The 13,241-nt window shown below is 41.0% G+C and carries 14 protein-coding genes and 2 pseudogenes; 1 reads left to right on the forward strand and 15 read right to left on the reverse strand.

Annotated features, from left to right (window positions below; genetic code table 11):
- Positions 1–171: 171 nt before the first annotated feature.
- The 13 genes and pseudogenes from J2T19_RS14305 to J2T19_RS14365 form a co-directional block, all read right to left on the reverse strand.
- Positions 172–564, reverse strand: a complete 393-nt coding sequence (locus J2T19_RS14305; protein ID WP_145047675.1) for a DUF2500 domain-containing protein — start codon at positions 562–564, stop codon at positions 172–174.
- 393 nt (positions 565–957) lie between these two features.
- Positions 958–1,374, reverse strand: coding sequence for a DUF7674 family protein (locus J2T19_RS14310; RefSeq protein WP_307216789.1), 417 nt, complete (start codon positions 1,372–1,374; stop codon positions 958–960).
- A gap of 476 nt (positions 1,375–1,850) precedes the next feature.
- Positions 1,851–2,243 (reverse strand): annotated as a pseudogene (locus J2T19_RS28160) (GNAT family N-acetyltransferase).
- The gene (yqeK, locus tag J2T19_RS14320; protein ID WP_307216791.1) at positions 2,239–2,865 is read right to left on the reverse strand and encodes a bis(5'-nucleosyl)-tetraphosphatase (symmetrical) YqeK; all 627 of its coding nucleotides are present in this window, start codon (positions 2,863–2,865) and stop codon (positions 2,239–2,241) included. The pseudogene J2T19_RS28160 and the gene yqeK overlap by 5 nt, the downstream one beginning before the upstream one ends.
- A 319-nt stretch (positions 2,866–3,184) precedes the next feature.
- On the reverse strand, positions 3,185–3,685 hold the full coding sequence (locus J2T19_RS14325; RefSeq protein ID WP_307216793.1) for a GNAT family N-acetyltransferase: 501 nt from the start codon (positions 3,683–3,685) through the stop codon (positions 3,185–3,187).
- A 28-nt stretch (positions 3,686–3,713) separates the two neighbouring features.
- Entirely contained in the window at positions 3,714–4,448 is a 735-nt protein-coding gene (locus tag J2T19_RS14330; RefSeq protein ID WP_307216795.1) for a class I SAM-dependent methyltransferase, read from the reverse strand.
- Between the two features lie 49 nt (positions 4,449–4,497).
- Positions 4,498–5,244 (reverse strand): class I SAM-dependent methyltransferase, encoded by a 747-nt coding sequence (locus J2T19_RS14335; protein WP_307216796.1) that lies wholly within the window; start codon positions 5,242–5,244, stop codon positions 4,498–4,500.
- A 464-nt stretch (positions 5,245–5,708) separates the two neighbouring features.
- Positions 5,709–6,209 (reverse strand): GNAT family N-acetyltransferase, encoded by a 501-nt coding sequence (locus J2T19_RS14340; protein ID WP_307216798.1) that lies wholly within the window; start codon positions 6,207–6,209, stop codon positions 5,709–5,711.
- 98 nt (positions 6,210–6,307) lie between these two features.
- Positions 6,308–7,090, reverse strand: a complete 783-nt coding sequence (locus J2T19_RS14345; protein ID WP_307216800.1) for a phosphotransferase family protein — start codon at positions 7,088–7,090, stop codon at positions 6,308–6,310.
- A 56-nt stretch (positions 7,091–7,146) separates the two neighbouring features.
- Positions 7,147–7,506 carry a hypothetical protein gene (locus J2T19_RS14350; protein WP_307216802.1) on the reverse strand — a complete coding sequence of 120 codons (360 nt, stop codon included), beginning with the start codon at positions 7,504–7,506 and terminating at the stop codon, positions 7,147–7,149.
- A 42-nt stretch (positions 7,507–7,548) separates the two neighbouring features.
- Positions 7,549–7,665: pseudogene (locus J2T19_RS14355) on the reverse strand (histidine phosphatase family protein); the annotation flags it as partial.
- A 186-nt stretch (positions 7,666–7,851) separates the two neighbouring features.
- A complete protein-coding gene (locus J2T19_RS14360) occupies positions 7,852–8,061 on the reverse strand; it encodes a hypothetical protein (protein ID WP_307216804.1) in 210 nt (69 codons plus the stop codon).
- Positions 8,062–8,196: 135 nt separating this feature from the next.
- Positions 8,197–9,474, reverse strand: a complete 1,278-nt coding sequence (locus J2T19_RS14365; protein WP_307216807.1) for a WD40/YVTN/BNR-like repeat-containing protein — start codon at positions 9,472–9,474, stop codon at positions 8,197–8,199.
- Positions 9,475–9,795: 321 nt separating this feature from the next.
- Between J2T19_RS14365 and J2T19_RS14370 the strand changes: the two genes are divergently transcribed.
- Positions 9,796–10,713, forward strand: coding sequence for an L-lactate dehydrogenase (locus J2T19_RS14370; RefSeq protein ID WP_307217121.1), 918 nt, complete (start codon positions 9,796–9,798; stop codon positions 10,711–10,713).
- Between the two features lie 420 nt (positions 10,714–11,133).
- Here the strand turns inward: J2T19_RS14370 and J2T19_RS14375 are convergent, their stop codons facing one another.
- Positions 11,134–12,075 carry a tyrosine-type recombinase/integrase gene (locus tag J2T19_RS14375; protein ID WP_307216808.1) on the reverse strand — a complete coding sequence of 314 codons (942 nt, stop codon included), beginning with the start codon at positions 12,073–12,075 and terminating at the stop codon, positions 11,134–11,136.
- 36 nt (positions 12,076–12,111) lie between these two features.
- Positions 12,112–13,182: a hypothetical protein gene (locus J2T19_RS14380; RefSeq protein ID WP_307216810.1), complete on the reverse strand. Its 1,071-nt coding sequence runs from the start codon at positions 13,180–13,182 to the stop codon at positions 12,112–12,114.
- Positions 13,183–13,241 lie beyond the last annotated feature (59 nt).

Genomic DNA, 13,241 nt, shown 5'->3' on the forward strand with positions numbered 1-13,241 from the left:
ATATAGACAAATTAAACCGTTTTGACTATATCTCGCCTTAATTGAAGCAGCTAAAGGTATTATGAAATTGATTCCTCTTATATATAAAAACACGTTTACCCTGTTAAGAAACGCTTGTCCACCAAAAAGTCATTAAAAAAGCTTACGCCGTGATGGCGCAAGCCAGTCGAATTATCCGTGCACACGCTCTGTATACCGTCGATTGTTGCGCTCAAAGCCTACATAGCGTGTGCCCTTGAAGGAAAGACGCCCTTCATCTCCCTCCGAGCATAGACCGTACTCTTCTCCCCTCACTTTGAACTCGAGACGATCCCCACTCTCGACTTCAAAGGTGACGTAGTATAATGTACGGGCTGAACTGCCAGATTCAGCGTGCGACTGACTAACCTGCATTCTCCTGCCTGTAATTCGTGAAGGGACTGTAAGTAAGGGTTCGGTATTATTACGTCCCCATCTCCACACTTCTTTGCCCACGGATAACAATACGATACCTATAATCAGTACAAACACAATTGGAAAGACCGTTCCAAACAAATCAAACATCCATGATGATTCAATGCCCATGTCTCTCCCTCCGTTCATATACATTGACCTAGGAAAGCCGAAGTCTTGACCTGTTTCAGTAATGTATATGCGGCCAGGCATAAAACTTGTTCATTGGATTAAATATTTGATCAACAAAACCGAAAGAACCGAAAAATGAACATAAGCGTTCATCTTTCGGTGGATCTAACCTATAACTGGAATATCAACCCTTGAAATACACATTTTCTTGTCACTTGACTGACCAAGTCTTGATATTCTACAATCGCTTGTGATTTCTGATTTAAAGGTCGAATTTGATACGTCACTTTCGCGATGAATGTATTGGTTTTCTTCGAGATATGTGTCATTTCAACTTCGCTGCCGAAATGCTTTAACAGATCGTAAGTATTGCTAAGCATTTCTTTCTGATCATCATTTCTTTACGGGGCCACCGAGATAGTCACTTTTGCCTTCCCAAAAATAAATTAAGTGCGTCCACCATTCGAGTGACACTGTTCCTAGATACGTCTCAAATGCTGCCAGGGTCAACTTCTCATCGCGTAGAATATGATTCTGAATATCCTCCAAAAGACCTACGGATGCTAACACTCTTACCTCATGGTTTCCTTCAGTATGTAGAAGTTCAATCGTTTCGAATAACTTATCAAATTCATCAGTTTGTTCTTTTTTATACAAAGCAACAATGTGTTCAGCCAGATCAGACATTTCTAGATAGAGCAGTCGTTCTTCACCTTCTTCGTAATTTTCTTTCATATATTTCTCTGATCGTTCTTTATATGAAGGGCAACTTTCAATTAACAGGTTCATAACCATATCTAGTACAATCATTTACTTCTCCTTCTCTGCTATTTCTGATCTACTCTTATCCATGCTCCTACCCAACGACCTAACGGACTCTACTTGGGCTTAACGACGATATACGAATTTTGGCAAAAAGGAAGCCAAGTTCTCCATAAGCCATCCAGCTCACGAATTGCAATTTTCCTATTATAATACACTTCGTTACAGTTAATCGTATGACTTAATGAATCTACTAAATAAAAATGCGTTTCATCATAACCTACAACTGGAACAAAATGCAGATATCGTTGCTTCGGGTTTACTCGGATGAACATAATTACAGGGTTACCTTGGAAACTTATAATAATACCAAATCACGACAAGTATAATGATGAGTCCAAGTGACATAGGTGAAGCTCCTTATAAGTACGATTTTATGCCCATCAAAATCTCCGGATATAGCGTACAAATGATGTTCTTTTTAATAGGATTCTCCGGTGTGTTCGTTCATCTCGCTACGAAACTCATCTTGTCATCTTCTTAAAGTCTTTTTTAATCAAAGCATAGATGACGTTATCTACAAATCGGTTCTTCCAGTAGTAATTATCCTTCAGTAAACCCTCTGCTTGGAAGCCTACATTCTCAGGTTCAACAAAGGCCTCAATTCGGTTTAATTCAAGCGTATCGAATCCATACTCCATGATCTTCCCTAAGACCTCTGTCATAACCCCTTGGCGCCAGAATTGTGGCGTGAGCTAATACCCGATTGCAGCCTTATGATGATTCTTCACCCAACCGTGAAACCCACATGTCCCCACGACTCGGTTGTCAGACTTCAGAGCGATCCCCCAGCGAATAGCCTGTTTGTTCTCGAACCTCTGATGCCAGGTTTGAATGAGTTGCTCTGCTTGTTCAATATTCGTAAAGCTCTTTTAACAGCTCTACTCGCGCTTCAATTAGCCATGGATGTATCAATTTTAGCTTCAAACGATTCTCCCATACCTGATTCAGATAGATCAGAATACCTTCATTTAATTTCATTTCATCCACTTTGTGTCTAGCATCAAGTAAGTATTGATGATCTCCTGGAAGTTGCCAAGAAATTTTATCTGAAATGAAGAGAACCTTGTCCATAAGAGATGCCTGCGCTTTCAACGTGGTATGACATTCAATTGCGTCTAATATCTCTGGATCGGTGATGTTGAAGATTTCCCTTGCCATTGCTTTGGACAGTTTCTGATGCACGATGCGACCATAGGTGTACTCTTCATCCATAATTTCGATAGATAGTTTCTTCGCTAAATCCAACATTTCAGTAACAGGAACAACATTGCTAATATCGTGAAGTAAAGCAGCCTGTTCCGCTTTTGCAGAATCAGCTCCGTATAGTGTAGCAACACGTTTGGCTTCCAAGGCCACCGAGAGTGTATGTGCCAGAGTTTTACCATCTTTATGCGCTACAAAAAAGGCTTCGATGTCTTTCTTGAGATCACCTGAAAATTGTATATCCTTTAGGTATGTTTGGAGAGCTTCATTCATATAGAGAACCCCTTTACTATAATCTTGGCTATTTCTCTTATCCTTTTATCATGTTCTTAAAAGGCTAGTAGTATCATCTTCTTTCAGATCAATAAAAATAGGTCTTTGTACAATATTAATGTCGTCTAGGACAATGTCTTCAATGCTCTTAAACATAAGCTGTAAGGATTCATTCTGTGTATCTCTATATGTGAGATTAATGCCATCCCCAATCCCCATAATCTGATCGTCTCTGTAAATATCCTTCCACGATCGTCTTGAATAATGGCTCCGCCTGTAACAATAATATTTCTACTCTTTGTTTCAGTCCTATTCATGGTTAGGATATGTGCAATACGTACTTCACTTGTGTTTTATTTTGTCCCTGGATCGTTTCAGTCTTTTCTGTAACTGGTATAAAGCCTCTCTTCTCATAAAAGGCTCTGCCTACCTGATTATCTTTGCCTACCCATGCAAATAATTGATGAATAGGCTTTAAGATTTGCTTGTATTCCTGTATAAAATCATTGCCGATACCCATTTTGTGAAAATCAGGTCTTACATAAATTCGTAACAACTCAAACTCCTCTTCATGCATTTGTCTGGTCTGAGCATATCCGACAGGTTTCTCATTGTATTCAGCGATTAAGAAACTTCGCTTCGTACTCTGACTGTCTCTCTCAATAGATAGTCGTAAATTTTCACTAGAATACGCTCTACTAATAAAATCACGAATGTACTCCTCAGTGTAGATCTCACCATAAGTATACGTCCATGTCTCATGCGCTATGGATTGAATGTAAGGGATGTCCTCATTTGCAGCAAACCTGATTTTAATCATAGGCTATCCTTCTCCCTAGATTATAGTTTTAGGAACACTCAAACACATGAAAAGAAGTGCCTTTGCCATAGCCATCCTTTACCTCATGCAGCTGAACATGTTGAAAACCGTTAGCCTTAACGAGCTGCTCAAACTCTTCAATGTCATAAAGTCGTACAGGAAAATCCATAATCTCTGTTTTCAGGGTGGTATGATCTTTAAGCAATTGGTATTTTAATCTCGTGACAAGCGTTGACTGCTTCTGGTCATAATGCACTTTTTTATATAAAACAATCGTTTCATCGTTCAATTGCTTTTGACTCTCTTCTCTCCAGTCTGCAATCTCCTCAATCTCGTTACCTTTTAACATAATTGTTAATAGGAGATGTCCATCTTCCTTTAGTGCGCCTCTCAAATTCGCTAAACTTGGTTGAATCAGTTCCGTTGGCAATAACGAGAAAGAACCAAATGGAATCATAATTAGATCGTACTGATCAGTTGCAACAAACTCTTCGATCTTATGAAAGTAAATCTGCGGTGCTAAGTTTAATGCTTTCCCCTTCTCCCTACAAACCATAAGCATATCCTCTGAAATATCAAATCCCTCAATGTTAATGCCTCGTTGCATAAAAGGAATCAGCATTCTCCCGTTTCCACACATGGGTTCAAGTACACGAATATCTTCTCGATCAGCAAAAGAAAGGTAGAAATCAAGCTCTTTTCCTTCTGCGATTGATTTATCCACTTCATACATTCTAGTGCACAATTCTCCGTAATAACTCATTCTCTAACTTGCTCCTTTGCATGAGGTATACATCTAGCATACCTATCTTTCATCGTTTTCTCGCTTTGATTACGAAGGTTACTGGAAACATCGTTGCTCTTTTTGTAAGATTATTCTCATCACCGTGCAGTTGAAGGATTTCTTGATCCGTTTCTTCGATCATTTGCTCAATGACAAACCCTGCTGTAGCCAGCGCATTGATGTATGTGGATAACATGCGATCAGATAAGGTTAACTCGCCCTGAACATCATCGGGATTGACCAAATACCAGGATTCATCATGATAGGGCTTGTTTAATACGAATCTATCATTTTCTTGAACTATACATCTATGTATAGGGTGAGACCAACTAAAAATGAAAACTCCGTCTTTTCTTAAATACGAAGCGATTCTCTTGAAGGTACCTTCAAGGTCGGTTGTCCAGCCTATTGCATAGATCGAATAAACGATGTCAAAATAGTTGATAGGTACGCCACATTCTTCTTCCATCGGAGAACAGATTAATGTTGCTGAAAGACCACATGCTGTTAGATGCTGCTCTGCCTTCTCAATTTGATACTTAGAAATATCCATTCCCCATAGCTCAGCCGCTTGGCGCTCTCCGTGGTACTGCAAAGATTGGCCATTGCCACAGCCTATTTCTAACAGCTTTTTGCCAGAGACATCTCCGAATAACTGATGTTTTTCTTCCGATACAAATGCTCCATATAACGGAAGTACGATTGCTTTTAAAAAGTCATTTGCTTGGGTATCCCAATATAAGGTGTTCGTTTGATGTATACTCTGCTTATTCAACCTATTTCCTCCCCGTTCTTCTAAAAAATGCTCTAATGGACAACTCTTCATAGTCCCAGTTCATAGGCTCTAATGCAGTTGCACCCGTATAACCTGTAGCTGCAATTCGATTCATAGTTGTAGATCAATCAATGGGTCCATCGAACGGCAGCCCATGTCATACTCTTTGCAGTCCACGATACACTGTAAGTAACTATTGGTAACGCTTTCGCCGTTCAGGTTATCAGTCCAAAGATCATGTTCATTATGGAATGGCGTTAACCAAACCAATCATAGATCGTTCCATACATCTCTTCCTCTTTTCAATTAAATTTGTTGCTGTCAGTTTTAATTAAAGTATAGGATCGTATATGCTACTAAAACTGTAAAGATATTCATTGTCGATTCGGATATAACCTAAAATACAATGATTAGCTCCTTCTTCCCTGTTTGACTTAGGATAGACCTTTTGCTGTCCTTACCCGTTAGCTGAGTAATTTTTTCATATCTATCCTGGTATAGGTCTTCTCGTAGCTAGTACCATCTTCGTTGAAATAAATAGCGTCTTTGGAGTACGGTGCTGAAATTGCATGATATCCGTGATGAGTAATAAGTTTAATCATTTTGGGATTTTCAATGGGATCAACACTCACGTACATTTCTGAACAACCTCGCTGCTTCGCAAGACATTCTCTATACGTTATCAACGCTGATCCTATGCCGTTCCCGCGATATGTCTCTTTAACATATAGATCACTTAATTTCGGAACCGATTCTCCGCTTAATTTTAGAACGCCGAATCCTAATATGAACTGATCTGTTGCAGCAACGACTAGTATTGCCTCTTGTTTCTCTTGCTGTGTAAAATATCTCGTGAAAAGCTCTCTATTATTCCGAATAGAGCAAAGTCCATCCATATCGTTCACAGTAGCATTCCTTACGATGTATTGCATGTAGGCACTCCTTACATTTCCATTCCTGCTCATTTATATTGACATCCTATGCGCAAAATGGGGTTATTTACAATTCCGAAACAACACCTATCCTAAGTTATTTAGCATGAATTCTTCCCATAGAAAAAAATTTAGAAGAAGTTATATAGACCGTCTTCAAAGTAGTCATACTCTTCATCCGTTAATCTCAGCTTGCCATATGCGTTATAAAATACTTCCTTATCTCTATCATCTTCGAAAGCATTATGCTTCGGTCTAATTGCTAATGCAACATCATATCTAGGATCGCCGTATGCAGCGCCTGACCAGTCAATTACACCGACAATATTACCATTATGAACTAACACATTGTCTATCGTAAAATCACCATGAATTAACGTATTTGTTATTGGTGTTGGCCTTATTTCTTGAATCCGTTTAAGAAGCGCTTCTGTACCGTCTACTGTAAAGTTAGTCAGATTATAATCGGCTTTCATTAACATGTTATCTAACCAATCTGTATCATTTTTCATCAAGGCCTCCGGACAGGAACTCTCATGAATCTTTTTGAGACAACGTGCAAAGCTAACTATTGCTTTTTCTTTATCATGAGGAACAGGTTCTTTAGATAGAAACTCTCTTAGCGTTATGCCCTCTATGTGATCCATCAAAAGCCATCTCGTTTGATTCTGTATATGTATTGAATACGCTTTCGGAATAGGCAAACCTAATAGACAGAGTTGTTGTAGCGCTTCATATTCTTCAGACAACCATTCATTGTAGAGTGGGCTCTCCGTTTTTTTGACGATGTATTTCTTATCTGGAGTATGCAAAATAGCTACGATCGAAGTATGACCTTGCTTGGTGGGAAAGGTCATGTCCCGAATCTCACCAACCTGCTGAATGATCTCTGTTGGAATATCTTGAATATTCATCCTTCCACCCTCTCGATAAGCTTTCTCTTGTTTGAACCCATTTAATATGTCATATTTCAGTACTCCCCGTTGTACTCAGCAAAGCTAGTTTGTTTGAAAAGCCTAATATGATACGGAGTGCATATTTCCTTGAATGTTGGACTTAAATCCTCAATGATGCAAAGTGCTTCATCTACATAATCCCCCGAAACGAACACTTCTTCATCTAGAAACCCACTTAATAGCGCTGAGTCCTTCCCTTTATGTTTCAAGCAAAGAAAACCGTACCCCGGATCAACGATGACCAAATTCATCATTTGATGCTCATTCTGTTCTTTATTTTTATCGTAGAATCGTACAGTAAAGTCATCACCTTTATGATAAATCTCTACATCACAGGAAAAATTCTTGTAGCTGAACCTCATGATTTCATCCACTCTCTTTCTTCAATCCTAGACTTCCTTAAATCTTCAATTAGTTCATAGAGTCATCTTGTACACTCCTGCTTCTCCCAGAAAATCTGATCTTGTCAGTCCGGCTTCTCCAAAAAGCATTCGATAATTAGTTATGGTTCCATCATGAGATATGATGATTACACCATATATGACAATTTAAACGTTCAGTATCTACATAATAACGCATACCGGTTTATTTGCGAAGTAAGCAGAAGGATAAAATAACCTTTTTCACCAAAAAAAAGAAACGCCCTCATAAGGAGCGTTTCCGGTTGAAATTTGTGATCTAGACTGAATGTTTGATTGTTATTTCAAGTTTACAGTTGATTAGGCGTACATCAGATCCATAAATCCTCGCGTTACATCTGTACCCTCAGCGGGTTCTGGCTGCTCTGCCTGTGCGTTATTTGCCATACAAGCTTTCACGGCTTCTTCGGTTGTGCAACGATTGGCATCATCACAAGTGTAGCATAAGTGAAGCATGTATCTGGTTAATTCGTCCGCCTGCGTGAATTGAGTTTGTTCGTTTGTTCTCATCTTCATCACTCCCATCTCTTCTTGAATTCAATATATCATCCTTTGAACATTTATTTTGTGATTTATTTCACAAAGTATCTAAAAAGAAAAGAAACCCGTAGGTTTCCTTCTCGCATTGTGCATTGTACCTGAAGATTATAGTACCTTCCAGTGGACGCCACCATCTTCCGTTTGCAACAATAAGGATCGTTTGGTATCTGTATTTTCCACCAGCACCCACCCCAGCTTCGTTGACACCATCTGGATCTTCACGATCTCCGGATAGTCTTCCTGAATCTGATCGAACACTTTACTTCTTGGAAGTGCGTCCCAGGTCTTCCCACCATCTTCTGTATGGTAGGTTATACCTTCATGTATCGTCCATCCATCGTTAGCGTTAAGAAACGTGGGTGCAAGGTTACGATTCAGACCTGTCTGCTTATTGAGCGAGAACGTAGACAAGCTCCAGCTCTTTCCACCGTCGTCTGTGAAAAATCCATTGAACTTGGTACGATCTCCCGTCGAACAGGACAATGGCATCCAAGCTCCTTTGGCTTCTCGTCCGAAAAATTGGGGTGAGTTGATGCCGAAGTTGCCACACCCACTGAATTTATCACGATCGAAGAATGAAGCACCCACCTTCCAATCCTCTCCACCATTCGTCGTAACGTATAACTTCGGTGTTCCAAAATCAAGGGCAGTCAAGAATCCATGATTCGCATCCGAAAACGTTAAACCTGTTGTATATCCACGTGTAGGAATCTCTCCTAATCCAGTCTGTTCGTCATTATCACTCTCAGACATCGGTTTCCAGGTAGTTCCGCCATCCTCGGTAACATACAGCTTTTTATCCTGTTTACCAATCGAGGTATCTACCGTAGTGAGAATCCATCCTTTTTCCGGAGAAACAAAAGAAATTGCCGTTACCTTATCAGTCTTAGATAACGAGGATAAGCTCCAGCTTGCCCCACCGTTGTTGGTACGAAGCACAATAGTATCCGTTCCACCCATACCTTCACGAACGATCCATCCGTGTGTACGGTCTACAAAATATATACTTTGGCCGTACTGTGGATTGGCTGGAAATTGCACATTCTCTGAAGGAGAAATATTCGTCCAGGTGACTCCTTCATCCTGCGTATAATACAATCGTAGTGCATTTCTTGTTACTCCCCATGCCAAACCACCGTTCGAATTCAGGAGCTGAAAATCGGTCAAGCGAGTCTGAATTTGATACTTGGCCATATCAGCCGCTTCTGTACTGTTAACTGGGGGAACAACGGTTAAGGTTTGTCCGGTATTTCCCGTCTCATCCATTTCCTGAGGTGGCTGTGCCACCGGTGCTACTTCTGAATCCGTGCAGGCGGCCAATATGGCAGCTATACCTACACACAGCAGAGCTGTCTGCGCGATTTTGATCCAATGCCAACGCAAGTGGTTCCACCTCTTTCCTCCCATAAGAAGGCGCGCATGCCTAGCTTATCGGGTTACTTTTACGAACATAACAATATACACTTCAATCATTCTACCACAAAACATGTCGAAAAGGCTCGTTGGCACGTACAGCTAGTACTATCAAGTCACTTCTGACGCCATTAGAGTTTGAAGGATCAAGATATAATTCGACGTAAATTTACCATAAGAGACATTCTATTGTGAAAAAGTTTATAGACATCCCTCGCTTTTCCGGAAGATATCCCTTAATATGGATGGAAGTACACCCAAAAAGGAGAGGATATAAACATGGCAAATAGTATGAACCTTAAACCGAGTCGTGTCGTTATTGTAGGCATGGGTGCGGTAGGAACAACAACGGGATACACGCTGATGTTAAGACAGCGCTCATCCGAGTTGGTATTTGTGGATGTGAATCATGACAAAGCTACAGGCGAAATGCTCGATATGAACCACGGTCTTCCTTTTACCGGGGGCGTAAAAGTATGGGCAGGCGATTATTCGGATTGCAAAGATGCTGACATTATTATCATAACAGCCGGCGCATCCCAGAAGCCTGGCGAGACACGTATCGATCTTCTGAAGAAAAATGCAAGCATTTTCAAAGAGATTATTGAGAAGATTACAGCCGTTAATTCCCATGGTATTTTGTTGATTGCTACTAATCCTGTAGATATCCTCTCCTACACTTCCTGGAAACAAAGTGGCTGGCCTGCCTCTCGTGTTATTGGATCAGGAACATTGCTGGATAGTGCACGGTTCCGTTACCTCATTGGTAAGAATAAAGGTATTGATCCGCGCAGCATCCACGCCCATATCATCGGCGAGCATGGAGATTCCGAAGTACCTGTATGGAGTCTTGCCAACGTTGCGGGAACGAATCTTGAGCTGGATGAAGAAACACAAGAGGATATCTTTGATCGCACCAAGAATGCAGCATATGAGATTATTAATGCCAAAGGTGCCACTTCTTATGCAATCGCGCTAGCGCTCGACCGTATCGTTGCAGCAATCCTCGGGAATGAAGGCTCTGTCCTGAATGTATCTACCTTGCTTGAAGATTACAATGGCGTATCTGATGTCTATCTTGGTGTTCCGTGTGTCGTAGATCGTCACGGCGTGCGCGAGATCCTCCCACTGCCATTGAATGAAAAAGAAAAAATCGCTTTCCAGGCTTCCGCAAACAAATTAAAAGAACAAATTGCAGGTTTGGAATAGTAGCCCAAGGCTTCATATCCCTTTTTTTATTAAGCTGTTAAATCATCATCATCATTATTTAATACAACCATCTGGATCTACTTTTCAGTAAGATCTGGATGGTTTTTTTACTGCTTTTATGAAGAGATAGAAATAGAAATAGAAATGTATAAATTAGATATTCTAATCTGATATTTATATATTTAACAGTTTAATGTATCTGTGGTATATTGAGTAATCCTCCGAAAGTTAGTTTACATAATATAAATTACGTAAATAAATTACTTTCTCTTATAATATTATAATTTCTAACTATACATATTCTAACCTTTCGACTAGAAAGTGATCTTCATTATAATTTTCATTTAACTACACAACTACCTACTCCCTTCCCCTCAAACAAGAAAAAAACCGCATCTCCTTCGATTTGCGGCTTCTTCGTTATTCATGAATCGGTTGAACATTAAAGGTAGGTATTTTTACATCAAGCAGCGCCATCGCTTCCTCTTTCTCCCGACTGGTGACATGCGTGTAAACGGTTGTCGTTTGGATAGATGAGTGACCAAGCAGCTCTTGAACGGTTCGTAAATCCGCCCCTCGGCGTAACATCATCGTAGCAAATGAGTGCCGCAGCTTGTGACTAGAATAGTTCTGTCGCTGCGTGGACGGCGATTGTTCCTGGAATCGTTCAAAGGTTTCGGTGGAGATGAGCTGAATACTGCGAATAGACAGTCGTTTACCCTTTTGCGAAACAAACAGCGCTTCTTCCTTCGATCGCCATGGAGCTAAACGTTCCTCTAAAGCTTGGGACAATAGATCCGCAACCATCTCAGGAACAGGCAATGTGCGCCACTTCCGGCCTTTCCCGAAGACATCTAACGTGCGCCTGTCAGCATTATAATCCTTGCAGTTAAGGGCGTGCACCTCTCCAACCCGTAGTCCCATATATCCCATCAGCAGGAAAATAGCCAAATTCCGTGTTCGATACTTCCCCTCAACCGATTGCAAAAAACGTTCCAACCCACTTTCATCCAAGAAAACGGGCGCACGATTCTTCTCGGTTTTGGACTTCTTGATTCCGAAGGCAGGATTCGCTGTTACTAACTCTAATTCAATGAGTGATTTGTAAAAACAATGAATTGCTGCATGTTTTCGATTTCTTGTAGCATCACTTACTCCTCGTTCCCGGGCTTGGGACAAGTAAGATAATACATGCAGTTTTTTGACCTGATCTACCGGTTTGCCTTTAATCGAAACGAGAAATTCAGCCACATCACCCGTATAGGATTTCACGGTATAACCTGTGTAGCCGGCATCCTTCATCCATATATGAAACGCCTCAAGCTCCTCTGCATATTGCTCTCTGATCTCTTCAGATATCATCTATGTTTGTCACCACAATTCTATTGGTAATGTCCGTCAGTCAACAATAACGATATTGATCAACGGTTCGACGTTCTCTGGCAGACCCTCGCTACGCGTAATTACAAATGACGGTAGTGGGTTCTCATGTAGCCCGTTTACAGACTCACAATTTTGCACAACCAATGCCATATGCAGTGTTTCTCCCGAACCAGCAACTTGAATTTGCGGCCACTCTTTCTTCGTGCAAGCCGGCCAGTTCGCAAGCTCATTGGCAGGAATAATGCTTAACTGTGTTGTTTCAGCAGCAATACGGTAAATTCCCGTGCATACAGGTTCTTCTCCCAGCTTGTCCACCGGTAACTTAGCCTGCGCAGTCGCATCGGGAGCTGCATAGATGGAATAACACCATGGCGAAACGCCCCATGCAGTAGCCATCAGACCTTCATTTAATAGCTGAGCGGACAGATCACCTTCATTAAAACGTTCAACTAAATTGTGATCCCCGGCTCCAAGCAACTCGTCTACACGCGCAACCATGCGTGGTAGATCTGCAAGTATAAAGCCCGCACTGCCATAGGAGTCAAATACATGATGGTCTCTCGTCCATACTGGTGCTGATGCAAGTTGCTCTTGCGTAGGTTGCGCTGGGAATAGTGCGATAACGACCGTCACCACCTGAGCATATCTGACCATGGCCATCTGTTCTGGCTCCAATGGAACTTCTGCAATCCGAGGTGTTTTCCTATGAATCGATATACGAAGCTCATACTCTCCTTCAGCAAAATCCGACCATCCGAAGTCTACACTATAGTCTATACCTTCAATAGCACCTATGGAAAGCTTCGTGTCGGGATTTAAGTTTACTGTATATTGTACGAAGCTCAGTTCTTGACCATATATAATAGAAGCGTCTTGTCTTACGATAGGAGCATCAAGTTGCTGAGCAATAAACGAGACTTTGCGCCCGTCCTTCAAGCAACGTTGTGGATCAATATCAAGTTCTATATGCTCAACTTCAGTTTTCTGTGCGATGATCAACTTCGCCTCTGCAAGTACAGCAGAATCTGTTAAAGCAAACCCGAAATTCGGATTCATATCCTGGTTCGTATGTAAATGTGTATTCATGATACATCCCCTCTCCTCTGTCTGATGGCATGTCACAACCCCAAATATATGTCATATTG

The sequence above is a fragment of the Paenibacillus tundrae genome (assembly GCF_030812775.1).
Taxonomy (GTDB): Bacteria; Bacillota; Bacilli; order Paenibacillales; family Paenibacillaceae; genus Paenibacillus; species Paenibacillus tundrae_A.

Bases quoted from the DNA above. Each gene is read 5' to 3' on its own strand.
- J2T19_RS14340 (WP_307216798.1), bottom strand. From the start codon at position 6,209: ATGAGCAGGAATGGAAATGTAAGGAGTGCCTACATGCAATACATCGTA.
- J2T19_RS14330 (WP_307216795.1), bottom strand. From the start codon at position 4,448: ATGAGTTATTACGGAGAATTGTGCACTAGAATGTATGAAGTGGATAAA.
- J2T19_RS14325 (WP_307216793.1), bottom strand. From the start codon at position 3,685: ATGATTAAAATCAGGTTTGCTGCAAATGAGGACATCCCTTACATTCAA.
- J2T19_RS14345 (WP_307216800.1), bottom strand. From the start codon at position 7,090: ATGAATATTCAAGATATTCCAACAGAGATCATTCAGCAGGTTGGTGAG.
- yqeK (WP_307216791.1), bottom strand. From the start codon at position 2,865: ATGAATGAAGCTCTCCAAACATACCTAAAGGATATACAATTTTCAGGT.
- J2T19_RS14370 (WP_307217121.1), top strand. From the start codon at position 9,796: ATGAACCTTAAACCGAGTCGTGTCGTTATTGTAGGCATGGGTGCGGTA.
- J2T19_RS14305 (WP_145047675.1), bottom strand. From the start codon at position 564: ATGGGCATTGAATCATCATGGATGTTTGATTTGTTTGGAACGGTCTTT.
- J2T19_RS14375 (WP_307216808.1), bottom strand. From the start codon at position 12,075: ATGATATCTGAAGAGATCAGAGAGCAATATGCAGAGGAGCTTGAGGCG.
- J2T19_RS14380 (WP_307216810.1), bottom strand. From the start codon at position 13,182: ATGAATACACATTTACATACGAACCAGGATATGAATCCGAATTTCGGG.
- J2T19_RS14310 (WP_307216789.1), bottom strand. From the start codon at position 1,374: ATGATTGTACTAGATATGGTTATGAACCTGTTAATTGAAAGTTGCCCT.
- J2T19_RS14360 (WP_307216804.1), bottom strand. From the start codon at position 8,061: ATGAGAACAAACGAACAAACTCAATTCACGCAGGCGGACGAATTAACC.